The organism is uncultured Pseudoflavonifractor sp., assembly GCF_944387275.1.
In the GTDB taxonomy this organism is placed as follows: Bacteria; Bacillota; Clostridia; order Oscillospirales; family Oscillospiraceae; genus Pseudoflavonifractor; species Pseudoflavonifractor intestinihominis.
The window spans coordinates 1-20,283 of sequence record NZ_CALXEG010000035.1; the positions used below are offsets into that span (position 1 = coordinate 1).

The 20,283-nt window shown below is 64.2% G+C and carries 16 protein-coding genes, 1 tRNA gene and 1 riboswitch; of the genes, 9 read left to right on the forward strand and 8 right to left on the reverse strand.

Going from position 1 to position 20,283, the window contains the following annotated elements:
- Positions 1–120: 120 nt before the first annotated feature.
- Positions 121–1,545 carry a tyrosine recombinase XerC gene (gene xerC, locus Q0K23_RS09420; protein ID WP_294521232.1) on the forward strand — a complete coding sequence of 475 codons (1,425 nt, stop codon included), beginning with the start codon at positions 121–123 and terminating at the stop codon, positions 1,543–1,545.
- Between the two features lie 182 nt (positions 1,546–1,727).
- Here xerC and Q0K23_RS09425 read toward each other — a convergent pair.
- Positions 1,728–1,804, reverse strand: a tRNA-Arg gene (locus Q0K23_RS09425).
- Between the two features lie 391 nt (positions 1,805–2,195).
- Here Q0K23_RS09425 and typA point away from each other — a divergent pair.
- From typA to Q0K23_RS09445, 4 genes are all read left to right on the forward strand, one after another.
- The gene (typA, locus tag Q0K23_RS09430; protein WP_294521234.1) at positions 2,196–4,022 is read left to right on the forward strand and encodes a translational GTPase TypA; all 1,827 of its coding nucleotides are present in this window, start codon (positions 2,196–2,198) and stop codon (positions 4,020–4,022) included.
- A gap of 193 nt (positions 4,023–4,215) precedes the next feature.
- The gene (locus Q0K23_RS09435) at positions 4,216–4,431 is read left to right on the forward strand and encodes a hypothetical protein (RefSeq protein ID WP_294521237.1); all 216 of its coding nucleotides are present in this window, start codon (positions 4,216–4,218) and stop codon (positions 4,429–4,431) included.
- A 64-nt stretch (positions 4,432–4,495) separates the two neighbouring features.
- Positions 4,496–4,996, forward strand: a complete 501-nt coding sequence (gene lspA / locus Q0K23_RS09440) for a signal peptidase II (RefSeq protein ID WP_294521240.1) — start codon at positions 4,496–4,498, stop codon at positions 4,994–4,996.
- Complete coding sequence (locus tag Q0K23_RS09445) at positions 4,971–5,885, forward strand: RluA family pseudouridine synthase (RefSeq protein ID WP_294521242.1); 915 nt, start codon at positions 4,971–4,973, stop codon at positions 5,883–5,885. The genes lspA and Q0K23_RS09445 overlap by 26 nt, the downstream gene beginning before the upstream one ends.
- Positions 5,886–6,303: 418 nt before the next feature.
- Here the strand turns inward: Q0K23_RS09445 and Q0K23_RS09450 are convergent, their stop codons facing one another.
- A complete protein-coding gene (locus Q0K23_RS09450) occupies positions 6,304–6,801 on the reverse strand; it encodes a GNAT family N-acetyltransferase (RefSeq protein WP_294521245.1) in 498 nt (165 codons plus the stop codon).
- A gap of 117 nt (positions 6,802–6,918) precedes the next feature.
- Positions 6,919–7,036, forward strand: a riboswitch (TPP riboswitch).
- 69 nt (positions 7,037–7,105) lie between these two features.
- Between Q0K23_RS09450 and thiT the strand changes: the two genes are divergently transcribed.
- On the forward strand, positions 7,106–7,696 hold the full coding sequence (gene thiT, locus Q0K23_RS09455; RefSeq protein ID WP_294521248.1) for an energy-coupled thiamine transporter ThiT: 591 nt from the start codon (positions 7,106–7,108) through the stop codon (positions 7,694–7,696).
- Positions 7,697–7,722: 26 nt separating this feature from the next.
- Positions 7,723–8,532, forward strand: coding sequence for an HAD-IIB family hydrolase (locus tag Q0K23_RS09460; RefSeq protein WP_294521250.1), 810 nt, complete (start codon positions 7,723–7,725; stop codon positions 8,530–8,532).
- A 357-nt stretch (positions 8,533–8,889) separates the two neighbouring features.
- On the opposite strand, the gene Q0K23_RS09465 is transcribed toward Q0K23_RS09460, so the two are convergent.
- The 4 genes from Q0K23_RS09465 to Q0K23_RS09480 form a co-directional block, all read right to left on the reverse strand.
- Complete coding sequence (locus Q0K23_RS09465; RefSeq protein WP_294521253.1) at positions 8,890–10,362, reverse strand: M20/M25/M40 family metallo-hydrolase; 1,473 nt, start codon at positions 10,360–10,362, stop codon at positions 8,890–8,892.
- A 52-nt stretch (positions 10,363–10,414) separates the two neighbouring features.
- Positions 10,415–10,966, reverse strand: a complete 552-nt coding sequence (locus tag Q0K23_RS09470) for a sporulation protein (protein ID WP_294521256.1) — start codon at positions 10,964–10,966, stop codon at positions 10,415–10,417.
- A gap of 795 nt (positions 10,967–11,761) precedes the next feature.
- On the reverse strand, positions 11,762–13,141 hold the full coding sequence (locus tag Q0K23_RS09475) for an MATE family efflux transporter (RefSeq protein WP_294521259.1): 1,380 nt from the start codon (positions 13,139–13,141) through the stop codon (positions 11,762–11,764).
- Positions 13,142–13,146: 5 nt separating this feature from the next.
- On the reverse strand, positions 13,147–13,731 hold the full coding sequence (locus Q0K23_RS09480) for a hydrolase (protein ID WP_294521262.1): 585 nt from the start codon (positions 13,729–13,731) through the stop codon (positions 13,147–13,149).
- A gap of 240 nt (positions 13,732–13,971) precedes the next feature.
- Here Q0K23_RS09480 and Q0K23_RS09485 point away from each other — a divergent pair, with 240 nt between their 5' ends.
- Positions 13,972–15,393 (forward strand): radical SAM protein, encoded by a 1,422-nt coding sequence (locus tag Q0K23_RS09485; protein ID WP_294521264.1) that lies wholly within the window; start codon positions 13,972–13,974, stop codon positions 15,391–15,393.
- A gap of 47 nt (positions 15,394–15,440) precedes the next feature.
- Here Q0K23_RS09485 and Q0K23_RS09490 read toward each other — a convergent pair whose 3' ends face one another.
- Positions 15,441–16,772 carry an MATE family efflux transporter gene (locus Q0K23_RS09490; RefSeq protein ID WP_294521267.1) on the reverse strand — a complete coding sequence of 444 codons (1,332 nt, stop codon included), beginning with the start codon at positions 16,770–16,772 and terminating at the stop codon, positions 15,441–15,443.
- A gap of 133 nt (positions 16,773–16,905) precedes the next feature.
- Here Q0K23_RS09490 and Q0K23_RS09495 point away from each other — a divergent pair, with 133 nt between their 5' ends.
- The gene (locus Q0K23_RS09495; RefSeq protein WP_294521270.1) at positions 16,906–17,736 is read left to right on the forward strand and encodes a MerR family transcriptional regulator; all 831 of its coding nucleotides are present in this window, start codon (positions 16,906–16,908) and stop codon (positions 17,734–17,736) included.
- 89 nt (positions 17,737–17,825) lie between these two features.
- On the opposite strand, the gene Q0K23_RS09500 is transcribed toward Q0K23_RS09495, so the two are convergent.
- Positions 17,826–20,279 carry a right-handed parallel beta-helix repeat-containing protein gene (locus tag Q0K23_RS09500; protein ID WP_294521274.1) on the reverse strand — a complete coding sequence of 818 codons (2,454 nt, stop codon included), beginning with the start codon at positions 20,277–20,279 and terminating at the stop codon, positions 17,826–17,828.
- Positions 20,280–20,283: the final 4 nt, after the last annotated feature.

Sequence of the window (20,283 nt, forward strand, 5' to 3'; positions counted from 1 at the left end):
CTCATCCCGGAGAACCTTTTCAGGAGCGTACGAATTGGCAGCGCCATACGAATTTCCAAGCGGTCGTTCGACCACTGGCTGGAGTCACTTGACCTGTGACACAAGAAAGGAAGGTTCGTTATGGCATCCATTATCAAAAGAAAGAAAAACTATTCCGTGGTCTACAGCTACATAGACGAGAACGGCGAGAAAAAGCAGAAGTGGGAGACCCGCTCCAGCTATCAGGACGCATTGAAACGCAAGGCGGAGATTGAGAGCAAAAAGACCGCTGGCACATTCCTTCCGCCCAGCGACCAGACCATCAAGGAGTTCATGCTGGACTTCGTTTCCCTCTACGGTGAAAAGCGGTGGGGCGTGTCCATGTACGACAGCCAGACCGCCCTCATCGCCAACTACATCAACCCCATCATCGGGGACATGAAGGTGCAGGACATCACGCCCCGTGTGGTGGACAAGTATATCCAGACCCTGCAGAAAACGCCGCCGGTAGCCACCAAGACCCATCGCCCCAAGTCGGAGTACATGAGCAACCAGAATATCGAGAAGATCATCAAACTGCTCCGCTGCGCCTTCAAGCAGGCGGTCCGGTGGGAACTGGTTCCCAAGAACCCCTTCGACAATGTGGTGCTTCCCAAGACGGAGTACAAGAAACGGGACATCTGGACCGCCGAGATCATCCGCAAGGCATTGGACAGCTGCACGGAGAGCAAACTCTACATCGCCATGAACTTAGCCTTTGCCTGCTCCATGCGGATCGGCGAGATTCTGGGGCTCACCTGGAACAATGTCCACATCGAGGACGATGACATCGCCACGGACAACGCCTATGTCTACATCGACAAGGAGCTGGTGCGGGCCTCCAAGCGGGCCATTGAGATGATCGGCAAGCGGGATATCTACCACATCTTCCCGCCCCTATTTGCCAACACCAGCACCAGGGTCGTCCTGAAAAAGCCCAAGACCGACTCCAGCATCCGAAAGGTCTGGCTGCCCAAGACGGTTGCCTATATTCTCCGCCAGTGGAGGGCATCCCAGAACGAGTTGAAGGAGTTGCTGGGGGACGAGTACCAGGACTACGATTTGGTAGTGGCGATGCCCAACGGCCGCCCCTGTGAGGAGCGCATCATCGCGGGAGAGTTCCAGAAGTTGCGGGAGAGCGCGGGGCTGCCCAAGGTGGTTTTTCACTCCCTGCGCCATTCCAGCACCACCTACAAACTGAAGCTGAACCACGGCGACCTGAAGGCCACCCAGGGCGACACGGGCCACGCCCAGATCGACATGATCACCAGCGTGTATGCCCACATTCTGGACGAGGACCGCAAGGTGAACGCCCAGAAGTTTGAGGACGCCTTTTACGCCAGCGCCAATCCCGACCTGCGGACGGTGCGCCCTCTGGAGCCGCCCAAGCCCAAGGAGCCGGAGAGACCGGCGGTGACCCCGTCTCTGGACCTGGCGGGGCTGGTGGCGCAACTGCAAAAATCGCCGGAATTGGTAAGCACCCTGGCGGCGCTTTTGTCGGCAGTTCCATCCGAAAAATCCTTCTGAAATGTCGGTTTAGCAAAGCGGCAGTTTTTCTTAGCAGAAGGGATGAAAATTTTCCGGCCCAATTTCAAAAATATACAAGAAAATATTCATGGTTTCTCTAAAATCCAGAGAAATACCATTCCGGTAATTTTAGAACAAAAAGCCACTATAAACCGGATAAAAACGGCGTATAGTGGCTTTTCTGGCACCCCTGACCAGACTCTAACTGGTGGCCTACCGCTTAGGAGGCGGTCGCTCTATACAACTGAGCTACAGGGGCATATGCAAAAATATTCAATTGTGCAGTTCCGGTGGACGAGAGATCGCCGGATGTTAGGAGGCGGTCGCTCTATCCTGCTGCGCTACTGGCGCATATAGCGTATTAAGATGTAGGCGGCAAAGACGTCTCTGTGCAGAAAGAGCCCCGCGAGGGCCCGTCCATCCGGCAAACCCGGCGCATCCGGACAGGGCTGCGCGGTTGCGCTACGGAGTGTATTTTACCCTATCCCCGCGTCGCTGTCAACTTTGGGGTAAAATTCTTTCTCACTTTTGGGCAAAATATTTTTAAAACAAAAGGGGAAAAAAGTTGCGTTTTTCACCTTTGTACGCTATAATAAGTGGTTGTGTTTGATACCGAACTTGTTTGAAGAAAGATTTGAGGTGTATTCCCTGTGCAAAACGAAAAATTGCGCAACGTAGCCATTATCGCCCACGTCGACCATGGCAAGACCACCCTGGTGGACGAAATGCTCAAGCAGGGCGGCATTTTCCGTGAAAATCAGGCCCCCGTGGAGCGCGTGATGGACTCCAACGACCTGGAGCGTGAGCGGGGCATCACCATTCTGGCCAAAAATACCGCCGTCCACTACAAGGACGTGAAGATCAACATCGTGGACACCCCGGGCCACGCCGACTTCGGCGGCGAGGTGGAGCGCATCCTGAAGATGGTCAACGGCGTCATCCTGCTGGTGGACGCCGCCGAGGGCCCCATGCCCCAGACCCGCTTCGTGCTGTCCAAGGCCCTGGAGCTGGGCCACCGGGTCATCGTGGTGGTCAACAAGATCGACCGCCCCGACCAGCGCATCCACGAGGTCATGGACGAGGTGCTGGAGCTGCTGCTGGACCTGAACGCCACCGAGGAGCAGTTCGAGTCTCCCACCCTGTTCTGCTCCGGCCGCAACGGCACCGCCTCCTACTCTCCCGACGTGCCCGGCACCGACCTCAAGCCCCTCTTTGAGACCATCCTCAACTATATCCCCGCCCCCGAGGCCGACGTGGACAAGCCCTTCCAGATGCTGGTCAGCTCCATCGACTACAACGAGTTCGTGGGCCGCATCGCCATCGGCCGCATTGAGCGGGGCACCGTGAAGCAGAACCAGGAGATCGCGGTGTGCAACTACCACAACCCCGACCAGCCCCCCAAGAAGGCCAAGGCCACTGCCCTCTACCAGTTCGACGGCCTGGCCAAGGTGCCCGTCACCGAGGCTGACGCGGGCAACATCATCGCCATGAGCGGCATCGGCGACATCACCATCGGCGATACCATCTGCGCCCCCGACTGCGTGGAGCCCATCGAGTTCGTGAAGATCTCCGCCCCCACCATCGAGATGACCTTCTCCGTCAACGACTCCCCCTTCGCCGGCAAGGAGGGCAAGTTCGTCACCTCCCGCCAGCTGCGGGAGCGCCTGTTCCGGGAGACCCTGAAGGACGTGTCCCTCCGGGTCACCGAGACCGACAACACCGACTCCTTCAACGTGGCCGGCCGGGGCGAGATGTCCCTGTCCATCCTCATCGAGACCATGCGCCGGGAAGGCTATGAGTTCCAGGTCTCCCCGCCCCGCGTGCTCTTCCAGGAGATCGACGGCGTCAAGTGCGAGCCCATGGAGCGCCTGGTGGTGGACGTGCCCGCCGACAACGTGGGCGCTGTCATCGAGAAGCTGGGCGCCCGCAAGGGCGACCTGCTGGAGATGACCCCCGTGGGCAGCCGCATGAAGCTGGAGTTCCTGGTGCCCGCCCGTGGCCTGTTCGGCTACCGGAACGAGTTCCTCACCGACACCAAGGGCGAGGGCATCATGGCCAGCGTGTTCGACTCCTACGCCCCCGTGAAGGGCGAGATCGCCCGCCGGAACACCGGCTCCCTGGTGTCCTTCGAGACCGGCGAGAGCGTGACCTACGGCCTGTACAACGCCCAGGAGCGGGGCGTGCTGTTCATCGGCGCGGGCGTGCCCGTCTACGCCGGCATGATCGTGGGCGAGACCCCCAAGCAGGAGGATATCTCCGTCAACGTCTGCAAGAAGAAGCAGCTGACCAACATGCGCGCTTCCGGCTCTGACGACGCCCTCCGCCTGACCCCGCCCCGCCAGATGTCCCTGGAGCAGTGCCTGGAGTTCCTGGCCGACGACGAGCTGCTGGAGGTCACCCCCCAGAGCCTGCGCCTGCGCAAGCGCCTGCTGGACCACGCCGCCCGGATGCGCGAGGCCTCCAAGAAGAAGCAGTAAACCACTTCTCAAAAACGCAGGCGTTTTTGAGAGAGGGGATGCAGCCCGCCGAGGGCTTTTCGACACAAAAAGGACGGACACAGTGCCTGTGTCCGTCCTTTTTCCGCCTCAGCCGTTGTGAGGGGTGGAAAACCGTGCTATAATGTATCGCGGCAGCCAAGCCTTTGAAGGCCTATGAATTGGAGCTATGGGAATGGGTAAATGGTTCATGATACTGTCTGCCGCTGTTCTGGCACTCATATTCTGTGCTGTCGGCGTACTCTTCCGCAAAAAGGACCTCTTTTCCGCTCTCGACCATCCCCTTGCGAAAAAGTATCCCAACGTCTCAAAGCGCTTCGGCACAATTATGATATGCTTTGCGCTCCTGTGGTTCTTCCTCATCCTTGTTTTTATGCTTCCATCTCCCTGATTCCTGGCTTTTGGGTCAGAAATCCCACGCACGTCCACACTGAATATCAAAGGAGACTCTTGCTATGCCCTATGCCATTCTCGCCGCGGTGCTGGTAGTGGCCGACCAGGTGGTCAAATTCCTCATCCGGTCCAATCTGGAGCTGGGGGAGAGCGTGCCCTTCATCCCCCACATCCTCAACCTGACCTACTACCAGAACACCGGCGCCGCCTTCTCCCTCTTCCGGGAGCACACCTGGGTCCTGGCCCTCATCTCCGCCGTGGTGTCCGTGGCCCTGGTGGTGATCATGGTCAGGCGGGTGTTCCGCCACCCGGCGGGACAGGTCATTCTGGCCGTCATCCTGGCCGGCGCCGTGGGCAACCTGATCGACCGGGTGCTCTTCGGCTATGTGACCGACATGTTCCAGACCATTTTCATCAATTTCGCCGTGTTCAACGTGGCCGACTGCTGCCTGGTGTGCGGCGTCATCGCCATGGTGGTGTACGTGCTCTTCTTCTACGAGAAGCTGGAGAAGGCCCCGGCGGGACAGGAGGCAGACCATGACGCCGCTGACCCTGAGGGCTGACCGGGCAGGGGAGCGGGTGGACCAGTTCCTCTCCCGGCAGCTGCCCCAGCTCTCCCGCTCGGCGGCCCAGAAGCTGCTGGAGGAGGGGGCCGTCACCCGCAAGGGCCTGCCGGTGAAAAAGAACTACAAGACCGCCGAGGGGGATGAGCTGGTGCTCTCCCTGCCCGACCCGGTGGAGGTGGACGTGGTCCCTCAGGACATCCCCCTGGACGTGGTGTACGAGGACGGGGATGTCATCGTCATCAACAAGCCGGTGGGCATGGTGGTCCATCCGGCGGCGGGCCATCCCGACGGCACTTTGGTCAACGCGCTGTTATATCACTGCGGAAAATCACTCTCCGGCATCAACGGCGAGCTGCGGCCCGGCATCGTCCACCGCATCGACCGGGACACCTCCGGCCTCATCATCGCCGCCAAGAACGACGCCGCCCACCTGGCCCTGGCCCAGCAGCTCCAGGACCACTCCCTGTACCGGGAGTATGAGGCGGTGGCGGTGGGCGGCTTTAAGGAGGACGAGGGCACCGTCCGGGCGCCCATCGCCCGGCACCCCACCGACCGGAAAAAGATGGCGGTCAACTTCCTCCAGGGCCGGGAGGCCGTGACCCACTGGACCGTGCTGGAGCGGTTTTCCGGGTACACCCACCTCCAGTGCCGTCTGGAGACCGGCCGCACCCACCAGATCCGGGTCCACATGGCCCACATCGGCCACCCCCTGCTGGGGGACACGGTGTACGGCTCCAGGAAGCCCTATCCCGGCCTGGCGGGCCAGTGCCTCCACGCCCGGCGGCTCTCCTTCGTCCACCCCCGTACCGGGGAGCGGATGACCGTGGAGTGCCCTCTGCCCGACTGGTTTGAGGCCGTGCTGGACAAGCTGCGGCGCATGAGCTGAACTTTTTCCACAAAAGCGCGGCACAATGTGGATACAAAAGCCCCCGCCCGGGTCTCTCCACAGAGAGACCCGGGCGGGGGTTCTGTCTTGCCTCGGGCGAGGACTAAAACACGGCGCATAGAGCATGTGCGGCATTGAGAAAGGTCATTGAATTGCAGCGGCTCACAGGTCCGGGCGGGTAACTCTGCTCGGGCGACGCAGGAACGACACGGACCAGCCGAACCGGCATAGTAACTGCTTTCAAGTTCGGCGGGTCATTGGACACCACCGCCGCCAGACCTCGTCCTCGCAAGCTGCGTATCGCTCGCCCCGGCATAAATGCCAGGGCTCGTTCACTCCGCTGCTCGTCCTCTCCCCACCGAACCCGCTTCGCTGGGCTTCGGCGGGGCCCCCGCATTGTCCCCGAAAGGCGTTCCCCTCATCCGTCATTTGCTTCGCAAATGCCACCTTCCCCCTGGGGGGAAGGCTTTTTCTCCATCACATAGTTGTTCAGGGTGACGCCCCGGCGCTCCACGGTCTGCTCCTTTACCACCCGCCAGCCCCGGGCCAGGAAAAAGGGGAGGGCGGTGCGGGAGGCGTGGGTGGTGTACCGCTGAGCGGGCACCGCCTGTTCCAGGGCGGCGCACAGGGCGGAGGCCACCCCACGGCGCAGATGGGTGTGGGCCACATAGAGCCGGTCCAGATAGCCGTCGGGGGCCATGTCCCCAAAGCCCACGATGGCCCCGTCCTCTTCCGCCACCAGGGTCAGGTGGGCGGAGAGGCTCTCATTCCAGGCCGCCAGATCCACCCCCTCCGGCGGCGCCCAGGCGTCCAGCTGGCGGGGGTCGTACTCCCCGGTGCAGGCCGCGTGCACCGTGTCGTAAAACAGCGCGCCCAGCGCCCGGCAGTCCTCCGGCCGGTATCTCCTCAGTTTCATGCAGATCCGCTCCTTTTTTCCGCCCCGATGGGCTGTAATTTCGGCATCCGTACTGTTTTCCCCCCGCGCCTTGACAAGGGATTCCTCCCTGGTATAAAATATTGCCCGACCGCAGACAATCGAACACAGGGGCGCTGGACGCAAGTCCGGCTGAGATGTGGAGGATAGCGCTTCTCCCGGTCCCTTGAACCTGATCCGGGTAATGCCGGCGTAGGAAGATGATTCGGCTATGATTGTCGTTTCTCTCGTACCGCATTGCGCCCGTTCGGCCTGCGGTACATATTTTTTCGGGAGGAATCCAATCATGCCTGTCGCAACCCCAACCCAGAAAAGCAAGTCCAGCAAGCGCCGCCTCTACACCCGGATGCTCTGCGAGGGCGCCATCATGGTGGCCCTGGCCCTGGTCCTCAACCAGCTGAAAATCTTCCGCCTGCCCAACGGCGGCTCCATCACCCTGGAGATGCTGCCCATCTTCTTCTACGCCGTCCGTTGGGGCGTGAGCCCCGGCCTGCTGGCCGGCTTCGCCTTCGGCCTGCTCCAGATGTTCATTGACGGCGCCGTGGCCTGGGGCTGGCAGTCCCTGCTGCTGGACTACCTGGTGGCCTTCACGCCTCTGGGCCTGGCCGGCCTGTTCAAGGGCAAGAACTGGGGCATCTTCGCCGGCACCGTGCTGGGCTCTGTGGTCCGCTTCATCGTCCACTTCATCAGCGGCATCACCATCTACGCCATTGTGGCCCCCACGGAGCTGTTCAACATGACCTTCACCAGCCCCTGGATGTACTCCCTGGCCTACAACGGCAGCTACATGGCCATTGACATGGCCCTGTGCCTGGTGGTGTTCGCCCTGCTGTACAAGCCCCTGAAGAAGTACTTCCTGGGCACTGATATCTGGTAAATCACACTATGTAAGGGGGAAGGAAATTGGGTAAATTCGACCGCGTGCTGCTGGCCAGCGACTTTGACGACACGCTCTACAACTCCCGCCTGGAGGTGTCCGCCGAAAATGTGGCCGCCATCGAGTACTTTATCCGGGAGGGCGGCTACTTCACCGTATCCACCGGCCGGGCCCACCGCACCTTCTCCCCCTATGTGCATCTGGCCCCCATCAACGCCCCCGTCATCCTGTCCAACGGGGCCCTGCTCTACGACTATTCTACGGATCAGGTGGTCTGTGAGCTGCCCCTGCCCGCCGACGCACCCCGGGACCTGGCGGTGCTGTCGGCGGAGATGCCCTCCATCGGCATGGAGACCTACCACGGGGACGACGTGTATATCCACCACCCCAACGCCTTTACCGACCGCCACGTGAAGCGGGTTGGCACCACCTGGACCCCCTGCGACCTGGCGGACATGCCCACCCCCTGGAGCAAGGCGGTCATTCAGGACGAGCACAAGACCCTGCTGGCCGCCCAGAAGTTCCTGCTGGACCGCTGGGCGGACAAGTACGAGGTCATCTTCTCCAGCACCGCCCTGCTGGAGATCACCGCAAAAGGCGCCACCAAGGGGGGTATGGTCCTCCGGCTGGCGGAGTACCTGGGGGTGGACCGGAAGGACATCTACTGCGTGGGGGACAACCAGAACGACATCCCCATGCTCTCCGTGTCCGCCATCCCCTTCGCCCCCGCCAACTGCGCCGACCCGGTCCGGGACTTCGGCGCCGTCATCGTCAAGTCCAGCGACGACCACTGCATTGCCGACATCATCCGCATCCTGGATGAGCGGTACAGCTGAACAATGCCATATTCAATGCCCGCCGGGATTCCGGCGGGCATTGTTTTTTCCACATTGTGCAGTCTTCTTGTGGACAACCCCCAGCCTTCCCCCCAGGGGGGAAGGTGCCCCCGAAGGGGGCAGATGAGGGGAACGACGATGCGGCGGCAGTGTCCAAGAAGCCACCGTACTTGAGAGCAGTTACTATGCCGGTTCGGCTGGCCTGTGTCGTTGCTGCATCGCCCGAGCAGGGTCAGCCCCCAGACTTGTAAGCCGCTGCAATCCAATCACCGTTCTCAATGCCGCACGCAGTCTCTGCGCCGTGTTTCAGCTTTTGCCCGAGGCAAGCCTTCCCCCATGGAAAGCAGGGGAGGGCGCTCAGTCCCGCTGGCGGCCAATCTCCTCCAGGGTACCGGCCAGCAGGGCGGCGTAGGCGGGCAGGGAGGCCAGGGGCGCCCGCTCGTCGGGGGAGTGGGCGTCCAGGATATCCGGACCGGACACCGCCATCACCAGTTCAGGGGCCTTCACGTGGAACAGGGAGGGCTCCAGCCCCACGTGGACGGCAGAGATGGTCATACTCCGCCCCGTCTCGCGGCGGAACACCCGGTCCAGCAGCAGCGCCAGCGGGTTGTCCGGAGTGCCCTGCCAGGCGGGATAGCCGGTGGCGGCCACGGCAAAGCCGTTGTCCTCCGCCAGACGGCGGTGAGCGCCGGCCATATCCGCCTCGTCCGCCGGGTCGGCGCAGCGGAGGAACTCGGCCACCTTGACCGCGCCGTTCTCCGTCCACACCCGGCCCAGGTTGGCCGACGCGGACACCACCCCGGGGAAGTCGGCGTGCCACCGCCTTACGCCGTAGGACAGTCCCCCGGTCAGGGCCAGCAGGGCGGCCCGGCAGCCATCATCCCACACCGTCTCCGGCGTCGGGACCTCCTTCAGCTCCGCCCGGAAGTCCGGGTCGCTGTCCCGGTGGGCCGTCTCCAGCTCTGCCGCCCAGCGGGCAAAGGCCGCCCGCAGGTCCAGGCAGCGGGCCCTGTCCGCCACCACCGTAGCCGACGCCCAGGTGGGAATGGCGTTGTGGGCCTGTCCGCCGGAGAAATCCGCCAGCTGCCAGGGGAAGGGCAGGCCGGCCAGCAGGGTGGTCAGGACCTTGACCGGGTTGCCCCGGCCCCGGTGGATGTCATCCCCCGAGTGGCCGCCGGAGAAGCCGGACAGGGAGACGGTGAAGGCCTGTCCCGCCGCCGCCGGGCAGGTGGCCAGGGGGCGGGAGAAGGTCTCCCGCCGTCCGCCCGCCGAGCCCACCACGGCGGTGCCCAGGTGGAAGCCGTCGGTGTTGAGCAGGTATTTGGCCCCCGCCAGCCAGGCCGGGTCCACCTCCCGTGCCCCTGCCAGGCCCACCTCCTCGGCCACCGTAAAGATGACCCGCACCGGCCCCCGGGCCAGCTTCTGCCCCAGCAGCCAGAGGACGGCGGCGTTGCCCAGGCCGTTGTCCGCCCCCAGCGAGGACCGACCGTCCGACCTCAAGAAGCCGTCCGCCGCCACCGGCCGGATGGGGTCCCGCTCGGGCACGTAGCCGCTGCCCGGCCGGACGGCACACACCATGTCCATGTGGCCCTGGAGGATGGTGAGGGGCGCGCCCTCACACCCCGGAGCGGCGGGCAGGTCGGCGGTCAGGTTGCCCGCGGCGTCCGCCGCCGGCGTCCCCCCCAGGGCCTCCAGCCGCCGGGAGAGCAGCTCCCGCTCCGCCTGCTCCCCGTGGGAGGGGTGGGGGACGGTGCACATCCCCCGGAACTCCTCCAAAATCCCCGCTGTGATGGCCTCCGGGCCACCCAGCCGCGCTGTCAGCTCTGTCATAATGCAAGCCCCCTGTGCTATGTATTATTTCTATTGTACCACACGGCGCCCCTCAGAGAAAGGCCTCCGCGCCCCCCAGCAGCACCAGCAGCACGCCGGACAGAGGCAGGGCGTATCTGCCCAGCAGGCGGCCCAGGGGGCCCGCGCCCAGCCAGCCCCCCAGAGGGATGAAGAGCAGCGTCACACAGAAGTTGCACACCGCCGCCCCCAGGGGGGACAGCCCGCTGATACCCGCCGCCACCCCGGCCCCGGCGTTGTTCACCGCCAGCGCCGCCGCCAGAGGCACCCAGGCCCGCACACAGGGCAGGGGCTCCTCCGGCTCCACGGGGGAGCGGAGCCAGTCCAGCAGGAACCACAGCCCGATGCCCAGCAGCACCAGGCCGCCCAGCATATCCGCCAGCGCTCCGGACAGAAACCGGCCTGCCGTGGCCCCCAGGGCCAGGGACAGCCAGGTCACCCCTGTGGTCACCCCCGCCAGGATCAGGCACCCCCTCAGAGACACCGCCAGCCCCCGGGCCGCGTACCCCATGGAGAGCAGGACCGTGTCCAGGTTGCAGGCCATGGTAAAGACCAGTATGGCCCCGATGGAAGCCAAAACGTCCAATTTCCCATCTCCCTTCCGGCCATCCTATGCCGGGAGCGGGGGAGGGGTGCGGCGGCGGCGTAGGCTTCCCGCCATGCGGGGCGTCTTTACAAGCTGGGCGCAGTCTGAGGGACTTTCCCCTCATCCGTCATTTGCTTCGCAAATGCCACCTTCCCCCCAGGGGGAAGGCTTGCCTCGAGCATAATCTGAAACACGGCGCAGAGACTGTGTGCGGCATTGAGAAAGGTCATTGAATTGCAGCGGCTTACAAGTCTGGGCGGGTAACCCTGCTCGGGCGATGCAGTAACGGCACGCGGGGCACCGAACCGGCATAGTAACTGCTCTCAAATATGGCGGCTTCTTGGACACCACCGCCGCCGGACGTACTCCGAAAGGGGGTACCAGGGGGAAACGGGCGCGTTTGGCCCTGAAAGGGCCCTTCCGCGCCTGTTGCCCCATGGCGAGCTTTGCCTACTTTCCCTCGCTGGAAAGTAGGCCGCCGGAGGCTCCTCCTCGCAAGCTGCGTATCGCTCGCCCCGGCATAAATACCAGGGCTCGTTCACTCCGCTGCTCGTCCTCCCCCCACCGAACCCGCTCCGCTGGGCTTCGGCGGGGACCCCGTTTGCTTTGCTTAGTCCAGCTGCTCCCCTCATCCGTCTGGCCTGCGGCCAGCCACCTTCCCCCCAGGGGGAAGGCTTTTATTTGCGCTTCGCCGGGCTCACGCGGGACCCCGGAAAAGGCAATGTAACAGAAAAACCGGAGGGCTGCCGCTGATGCGGCAGCCCTCCGGGCGTTTTCCTTAATAATCATGTTGTATCAGGCCTTGCCCAGCTCCATCTCCCGCCGGCGCAGGATCCGGGGGAACTTCCAGGCAAACATGAGGCCGGTCGTGGCGGCGGCCAGGAAGTCGGCCACCGGCTCGGCCAGATACACGGCAAAGACCTGGTCGCCGGTGATGATGTGGGGCAGGATATAGATGAGGGGAATGACCAGGATGATCTTCCGCAGCAGGGCCAGGAACAGGGACACCTTGGCCTGGCCAAGGGCCACAAAGGTCTGCTGGCAGGAGAACTGGACGCCCAGCATAAAGAAGCAGGCCAGGTAGATCCGCAGGGCCCACACGGCGGCCTCCACCAGCTCGGGCTTGTCGTTGAACATGGCCACAAAGGCGTGGGGGAAGAGCTCCACCAGCAGGCAGCCGGCGACGGAGTAGATGATGCCCGCGGTAATGAGCAGGCGGAAGGTCTTGCGCACCCGGTCCAGCTGGCCGGAGCCGTAGTTATAGCCCACAATGGGCTGGGCCCCCTGGGCCAGGCCCTGGAAGATCATGGTCAGCACCTGCATGATGGAGGAGCAGATGGTCATGGCCCCCACGAACTTATTGCCGCCGTATTTCAGCAGGGAGGAGTTGAAGGCGATGTTCACCAGGCTCTCGGTGGACTGCATGATGAAGGGGGACACGCCAATGGCCACCACAGGCAGCAGGATTTTGGGCTTGAGGCGCAGGTATTTGAGCCGGATCTTCAGTCTGGTGCGCTTCCCGGTGAGGAAGGCCAGCACCCACACCGCCGAAACCGCCTGGGCGATGATGGTGGCCAGGGCCGCGCCCCTGACGCCCATGTCGAAACCGAAGATGAAGATGGGGTCCAGCACGATGTTGATCACCGCGCCGATGACCACCGTGAGCATGGAGGTGGTGGAGAAGCCCTGGGTGGTGATGAAGTTGTTCAGGGCCAGGGCGATCTGGACGAACACGGTGCCCCACAGGTAGATGGTCAGGTAGTCCACGGCATAGCCGATGGTCTCCTCACTGGCCCCCATGAGCAGCAGCATGGGCCGCTGGAGGGGGAGAAACACCGCCATGACCACCACGGAGATAATTAGGATCAGCAGGGTACAGTTGCCCAGGATCTCCTCGGCCAGGTCGGTGCGGCCCTCGCCGGTGCGGATGGCCGCCCGGGAGCCGCCGCCCATGCCCACCAGGGCGGACAGGGCGGAGATGAACATGATGACGGCAAAGGTCACGCCCACGCCGGTGATGGCCATGTCCCCATCCGGCTTCATGTGGCCCAGGTACATCCGGTCCACAATGTTGTACAGGGCGTTGACCACCTGGGCGGTGACGGCGGGCAGCGCCAGCCGGCGGAGCAGCTGGGGGACCGGGTCTTTGCCCAAGTCATTGGTGCGCTTTGCCACGGTGATTACGCCTCCTCATTTTCCAGGAAATAAGTTGCCTCCATGTCGGCGGTGGCCAGGGCGAAGGCCAGGGGGAACTTCTGGAAGGCCTGGCCCACGGTGCGGGCGTCCTCGGTGCCCGAGAAGCCCATGTGCCACCGGATGGCCATGGCCTCCTCCCTGGTCAGGCGGAGGTAGCCGTTGACGATATACACGCTCTTCTCCCCGTGGCCGTAGGGCAGGGGGTCCTCAAAGGAGTAGGTGGGCACGGACTGCCACTTGCCGTCCGGCCCCTTCACGTTGCGGGTGCCCGGCTTGTAGCACCCGATCTTGCACACGTCGTGGAGCAGGGCCACCAGGGCCACCGTCTCCTCGCTGTACTCCAGGCCATAGAGCTCCTGGACCCGGGGCCGGGACAGATAGTCCACCAGACAGTGGTACACGTTCAGGCTGTGCTCACACAGGCCGCCGGCGTAGGCGCCGTGGAACCGGGCGGAGGCGGGAGCGGTGAAAAAATCGCTCTTGTTCTCCAGATAGTCCAGCAGGGCGGAGGCCCCGTCCCGGTGGATTTTCCCGGTAAAAATTTCAATAAATTCCTCTCGGGCGCTCATAACACTCCTCTTTTCCTGTTCATATTCTCCCATACGGTAAAATATAATTTTAGCATATGCGCCACGAAAAATCCAGCCGCTTTCCCCGCCGCGTCTCCCTGCCGCCCCCATATCTTTGGACAGTTTCGCGGTTTTGTCCCCAAATTTGACACTTTCCCCACTCTGTCCGTTGAGAATCGGCAGGGCCCGGAATAATTTAGTATCAAAGATTGTTCTACTGACGGACAAGGAGTGATTTTTATGCATATCCCCAACAGTTTGAAGCAATTCGGCATTGAACAGGCCGTGGACTACATCACCAAGGACCCGGAGAAGAATCTGCCCACTCTGATGAGCTGGGTGGACAAGTTCTCCCGTGGCAGCTTCCCCGCCCAGCGGGAGGCCATCCGGAACGCCATCGCCGACCCCAACCACCCCTACCACAGCCTGATCCTCCACATCGTGAAGGACATCGACCCCGAGGTGCTCAAGACCACCTTCGTCAACTTCTTCCTCAACGCCAACCTGATCGGCTGGGACAAGCAGGAGGCCGCCCGGGCCAAGTACCACTGCAACATCCCCTGGGCCATCCTGCTGGACCCCACCAGCGCCTGCAACCTGCACTGCACCGGCTGCTGGGCCGCCGAGTACGGCAACAAGCTCAACCTGTCCTTTGACGAGATCGACGACATCATCCGCCAGGGCAAGGAGCTGGGCGTGTACATGTACATCTACACCGGCGGCGAGCCTCTGGTCCGCAAGGCCGACATCATCCGCCTGTGCGAGAAGCACAGCGACTGCCAGTTCCTCTGCTTCACCAACGCCACCCTCATCGACGAGGCCTTTGCCGACGAGATGCTGCGGGTGAAGAACTTCATCCCCGCCATCAGCCTGGAGGGCTTCGAGGAGGCCACCGACGGCCGCCGCGGCAACGGCGTGTACCAGAAGGTCATCGCCGCCATGGAGCTGCTCAAGCGCAAGCGCCTGCCCTACGGCATCTCCTGCTGCTACACCAGCGCCAACTTCGAGTCCATCACCAGCGAGGCCTACTACGACAAGATGATCGAGCTGGGCGCCCTGTTCGTCTGGTACTTCCACTACATGCCCGTGGGCAACGACGCCGTGCCCGAGCTGCTGCCCACCCCCGAGCAGCGCACCGAGATGTACCGCCGTGTCCGTGACTACCGCAGCCGCAAGCCCCTGTTCGCCATGGACTTCCAGAACGACGCCGAGTTCGTGGGCGGCTGCATCGCCGGCGGCCGCCGCTACCTCCACATCAACGCCAACGGCGATGTGGACCCCTGCGTGTTCATCCACTACTCCGACACCAACATCCGGGAGAAGTCCCTGCTGGACGCCCTCCGCGGGCCCCTGTTCATGGCCTATCACGACGGCCAGCCCTTTAACGAGAACATGCTCCAGCCCTGCCCCATGCTGGAGAACCCCAACAAGCTGCGCGACATGGTGGCCCGGACCGGCGCCCACTCCACCGACCCCCAGTCCCCCGAGTCCGCCGAGCACCTGTGCGCCAAGTGCGACAGCTACGCCGCCTGCTGGGCCCCTGCCGCCAAGAAGATCTGGGACGACAGCCAGGCCAGCAAGCACCCGGACCGCTACGTCTCCGAGGAGGAGCGGGTGTCCCGCGAGAATCTCCGGGATCCCAGAGAGACCATCGGCCAGTAACCTACATACCAAAATCCCCGCCGCGACCGCGGCGGGGATTTTTTCGTCTATCCGGCGTAGCCGTACCGCTTTCCGCCCCAGCGGAAGCACCACAGGCTCACCCCAAAGGACAGCAGCTCGGCCGCCGGCACGGCCAGCCACACGCCGTCCACCTCCAGCAGACGGGGGAGCAGCAGCAGCCCCGCCGTCAGGAAGCCGAAGGTCCGCAGAAAGGACAGCAGGGCGGACACCGGGCCGTTGGAGAGAGCGGTGAACAGGGCGGAGGCGAAGATATTCACCCCGGCGAAGAGGATCATGGGGGCAAAGAGCCGGAAGCCGTGGACCGCCAGGCCGTACACCTCCGAGCCCCTGGTGGAGAAGACGGCCACCACGCCGTCGGCCATGAACAGGGAGGCAAAGAACAGCGCCGCCGACGTCACCCCCACAAAGACCAGACAGGAACGGAACAGAGCCCGGAGCCGGGGGCGGTTGTCGGCGCCGTAGTTGAAGCTGAACACCGGCGCCACGCCGATGGAGAAGCCGATGTACAGGGCGGTGAGGAGGAACTGGGCGTAGAGCACGATGGTGATGGCGGACACGCCGGGGGGGCCCAGCAGCTCCAGCATGGTCAGGTTGAACAGCAGGGTGACCACCGCGCTGGACAGGTTGGACACCATCTCGGAGGAGCCGTTGAAGCAGGCATTGGCCAGCATGCGGCCGTCCCACCGGGGCCGGGCGAAGCGGAGCCCCTGCCGCTGCCGGGCAAAGAACACCAGCCCCGCCACCGCCGGGATACAGTAGCCGGTGACCGTGGCCAGGGCGGCCCCCGCCACCCCCATGCCCCCCGGCACGATGAACACATAGTCCAGCACCATGTTGGCCACGCCGGCGGCCACCGTCAGGCCCAGACCCAGCCCGGGCCGTCCGGCGGTGACGAAAAAGCTCTGGAACATGAGCTGGAGCATGCTCATGGGCCCGAAGAGCATGATGATCCGCAGGTAGGGCACGCAGTGGACCATCAGGTCCCCCTCGCCCCCCAGCAGGCGGCAGATGGGCTCCGCCGCCGCCAGGCCCAGCACCGAAAACGCCCCGCCCGCCGCCGCGCTCACCAGGATGAGCAGGGAGAAGCCCTCCAGGGCGGACTGCTCCTCCCCGGAGCCCATCCGACGGGCCACAATGGCGCTGCCCCCGGTGGCCAGCATGATCCCCGCCGCCATGATCAGGCACATGACGGGAAAGACGATGTTCAGAGCCGCCAGGGCGTCCTCCCCCACAAAGCGGGAGACAAACATGCCGTCCACAATGGTGTAGAGGGAGGTGAAGATCATCATCACCACGCTGGGCAGCGCGAAGCGGAGCAGGGAGAGAAAATCATAGTCCCTGTCCAGACGGTTTTCCATGGGAGGCACCGGCCTTTCTTGACAGAATCTTAAATGCGTGAGATATTATAGGGTATCGGGTAACCCGATAGTCAAGAGCCAAATTCCCGCCCGCTCCGGGCGGCTGTTTCTGTCAGAGAGGAGGCGGCGGGACATGTGCGCAGTCCCCCAGGGCTATCTCACCACCGGCGACTTCGCCCGCCTGTGCGGCACCACCAAGCACACCCTGTTCCACTACGACCAGCTGGGCATCTTTTCCCCGGCGGTCAAGGGGGAGAACGGCTACCGGTACTACACCTTTCCCCAGATGGATGTGTTCTACGTCATCTCCACCCTCAAGGAGCTGGACATGCCCCTGTCCCAGATCAAGGCCTACCTGGACCGGCGCAGTCCGGAGGAGCTGGTGGCCCTGCTGGAGGGGGAGGCGGGGGAGCTGGAGGACAAGATCCGCCGGCTCCGGCAGATGCGGGACCTGATCCGCCGGAAGGCGGCCCTGACCCGGGCGGCCATGGCGGCGGACCGGGAGGGGGTGCGGGTGGAGGAGCGGCCCCAGGCCCTGCTCATCACCACCCCCCGCAGGCCGGGGGAGAGCGTCAGCCTGGCCTTTGTGGCCCACATGCAGTTCCGGGAGGCCAGACACATCGTCAGCCCCTACCCGGTGGGGGCCATCATGGACCCGGAGAAGGCGGTGCAGCCCAGCCCCGACGGGTACTGCGCCTTTTACACCCAGATGGACCGCCGCCCCGGCGGGGTTCCCGTCACCGTGCGGCCCGCCGGGCAGTACCTGGTGGCCTGCCACACCGGCGGGTACGACACCGCCTGGCGCACCTACCGCCGTATGCTCTCCTGGGCACAAGACCAGGGCCTGCCCCTCACCGGCCCCTTCTACGAGGACGCCCTGCTGGACGAGCTGTCCGTGGACGGGTACGACAACTACGTGCTCCAGATGTCCATCCTCACCGCCCCGCCGGAGCATGGTCTGTAGAACAAAGGAGCCCCGCCTCTGAAATCAGAGGCGGGGCTCCATTATGCTCTGGTGCTGGAATTTCCTCTCGCGGGGTTCAGGCCGAAGGCTCAGCCCTGGTGGCGCTCCTTGCGGAACAGGACCACGGTCACGCCGCCGAACACCACCGCCAGGCACAGGAACACACCGCTGATGGCCCGGAACACAGGGGCGCTGCTGGTGGTACCGGTCTGGGGCAGGTTGCCGGTGGGGATGTCGCCGTCGGGGATCTCGGTCTGGCCGCCCTGGCCGGGGTCGGTGGTTTCGGGCAGATCGGTGGTGGGGGTATCCTCATCCGGGATCTCGGTCTGGCCGCCCTGGCCGGGGTCGGTGGGATCGGTGGTTTCGGGCAGGTCGGTGGTGGGGGTGTCCTCATCATCGATGTCCGTCTCCTTGTCGGCCACGTAGTACACGTTCACGGTCTTGTTGCTGTTGAGCACGCCGGTCAGGGCGTCGCCGCTGGTGCTGTCGTAGGTGTAGCCGTCGATGGCGATGGCGTCATAGGCGCTCACGTCATAGGCGCTGCCCTCAATGTGGCTGGGAGAGGTGTAGCTGGAGGCGATGGTCCGGCCGGTGTCCTTGTCCAGATAGTTGACGGTGACGTGGTAGTACATGTAGGACGGGACGTAGGGCTCGCCGTGGGCGGCCTTCAGGGCCAGATAGGTGACCTCGTCCGCCACAGGGGTGTACTCGTCGTAGTAGCCGTCCACGCTCCAGCGGCTGGTGGCATCGGCGCCCTTCAGGCCGTCCACATACCAGCCGGTGATCTTGTCGCCGCCGGTCAGGGTCAGGTCGCCGGACATCTGGCCGGCGGGTACCAGGTTGAGCACGTTGGGGTAGCCCTCCATGCCCATGCTGTAGATGTCGTCGCCCGCGCCGGCGGCGGTGTTGTTGTACACGGCCGCCCCCTCGCCCAGGGTCAGGGTGCCGTACAGGCTGGCGATGCCGCCGCCGTAGCCGTTGACGCCGGTGCTGTGCAGGGCCACCGTGTTGCCGGTGACGGTACCGGTGACGGTCAGGTTGACCTGGTTGGCGTAGATGCCGCCGCCGTAGTTGGCGCCGGAGGCGCCGGTGATGGAGCCGGTCACGTCCAGGTCGCCCAGGTAGGCGTACACCGCGCCGCCGTAGCTGGGGCTGGTGCTGCCGGTGATGGCGGCGCCCAGGTCCATGTCCATGTAGGCCGCGTAGATGGCGCCGCCGTACACGGTGGCGGTGCTGTTGGTGATGGTGGTCTCGCTGTCCACAGTGGCGGGCACGTTGTAGCTGCCCTTGATTCCCTGGATGGCCAGCGCGCCGCCGTAGCCGCCGGTGCTGTCGGCGATGGTGCACTTCTCCAGCTTCAGGCTGGTGTCCATGGTGAAGGTGTCGGCCACCAGGATGGCGCCGCCCATGACCGCGGCGGTGTTGCCGGTGAAGGTGCTGTCGGAGATGACAGCGGGGCCGCTCTGGTGGGAGATGGCGCCGCCGTTGCCCGCGGTGCAGCTGTTGTCAGTAAAGGTGCAGTTGGTGACGGTCAGGCTGTTCTGGGCGCCGGAGCAGAGGCCGCCGCCCATACCGCTGGCGGTGTTGCCGGTGAAGGTGCAGCCGTCAAAGCGCAGAGCTTTGACGTTGTCCGCGTACGCGCCGCCGCCGCCCGAGCCGCTGACGCTGCTGTTGCCGGTAAAGGTCACGCCGGTAAAGGACACGGAATTGCTGTTGCTGCAGTACACGGCGCCGCCGGTGCCGCCCTGGTTGCCGGTGAAGGAGCTGTCGCTCACCGCGACGGTATCCACGCCCAGCATGTACAGCGCGCCGCCCAGGGTGTTGGCGTCGTCCCGGCCGTTGCTCTCAAAGGTGCAGCCGGTGACAGTGACCGAGGGGACCTTGGGCGCGTCGGCGCCCTCGCTGGTGGTGGGGCCCTTCACCGCCACGGCGGAGCCGTAGTTGGTGCCGGCGGTGCCCACATTGTTCTCCAGGGTGCAGCCCTCCATGTACAGGGAGCTGTCGGTCCACAGGGCGCTGCCCGTGCCCGCCACGTTGTTCTCAAAGGCGCAGTCCACCAGGGTCAGGGTGCTGGCCTTGCCGGCGGTGCAGTAGATGGCGCCGCCGTAAAATGCCGCGTTGCCCCGGCCGGCGCTCTGGCCGCCGTCCAGTGTGCCGTTCTTTACGGTCACGTCCACCGCGGCGCCGTCAGGGCTGGTGATGACCAGCAGCTGGTCCGCGCCGGCGCCCTTCAGGCTGTGGCCGTTCAGGTCCAGCACCAGGCTCTTGCTGATGTTTACGGCCCCGGCCAGCTCCACGTCCCCCTCCAGGGTGACCGTGCCGCCGGCCTCGGCGGCGTCCACCTGGGCCTGGAGGGCGGCCTGGCCGTCGGTGGGCTGGGTGTCGTCAGGGTTCTCGCCGGGGGTGGGGTCGGTGCCGCTCAGCACCTCCGGGCCGCCGGTGCTCTCCGGCTCCTCCGCCGCGATGGCGGCGGTGCCCAGCATCCCCACCACCATGCACAGGGTGAGGACCATTGCTAAGATCTTCTTCGTCTTTGCCAGCATATTT

Excerpts from the sequence above, each read along its gene's own strand:
- xerC (WP_294521232.1), top strand. The coding sequence starts at position 121 with ATGGCATCCATTATCAAAAGAAAGAAAAACTATTCCGTGGTCTACAGC.
- Q0K23_RS09480 (WP_294521262.1), bottom strand. The coding sequence starts at position 13,731 with ATGAGCGCCCGAGAGGAATTTATTGAAATTTTTACCGGGAAAATCCAC.
- Q0K23_RS09435 (WP_294521237.1), top strand. The coding sequence starts at position 4,216 with ATGGGTAAATGGTTCATGATACTGTCTGCCGCTGTTCTGGCACTCATA.
- Q0K23_RS09465 (WP_294521253.1), bottom strand. The coding sequence starts at position 10,362 with ATGACAGAGCTGACAGCGCGGCTGGGTGGCCCGGAGGCCATCACAGCG.
- lspA (WP_294521240.1), top strand. The coding sequence starts at position 4,496 with ATGCCCTATGCCATTCTCGCCGCGGTGCTGGTAGTGGCCGACCAGGTG.
- Q0K23_RS09485 (WP_294521264.1), top strand. The coding sequence starts at position 13,972 with ATGCATATCCCCAACAGTTTGAAGCAATTCGGCATTGAACAGGCCGTG.
- thiT (WP_294521248.1), top strand. The coding sequence starts at position 7,106 with ATGCCTGTCGCAACCCCAACCCAGAAAAGCAAGTCCAGCAAGCGCCGC.
- Q0K23_RS09450 (WP_294521245.1), bottom strand. The coding sequence starts at position 6,801 with ATGAAACTGAGGAGATACCGGCCGGAGGACTGCCGGGCGCTGGGCGCG.
- Q0K23_RS09500 (WP_294521274.1), bottom strand. The coding sequence starts at position 20,279 with ATGCTGGCAAAGACGAAGAAGATCTTAGCAATGGTCCTCACCCTGTGC.
- Q0K23_RS09490 (WP_294521267.1), bottom strand. The coding sequence starts at position 16,772 with ATGGAAAACCGTCTGGACAGGGACTATGATTTTCTCTCCCTGCTCCGC.
- Q0K23_RS09495 (WP_294521270.1), top strand. The coding sequence starts at position 16,906 with ATGTGCGCAGTCCCCCAGGGCTATCTCACCACCGGCGACTTCGCCCGC.
- Q0K23_RS09445 (WP_294521242.1), top strand. The coding sequence starts at position 4,971 with ATGACGCCGCTGACCCTGAGGGCTGACCGGGCAGGGGAGCGGGTGGAC.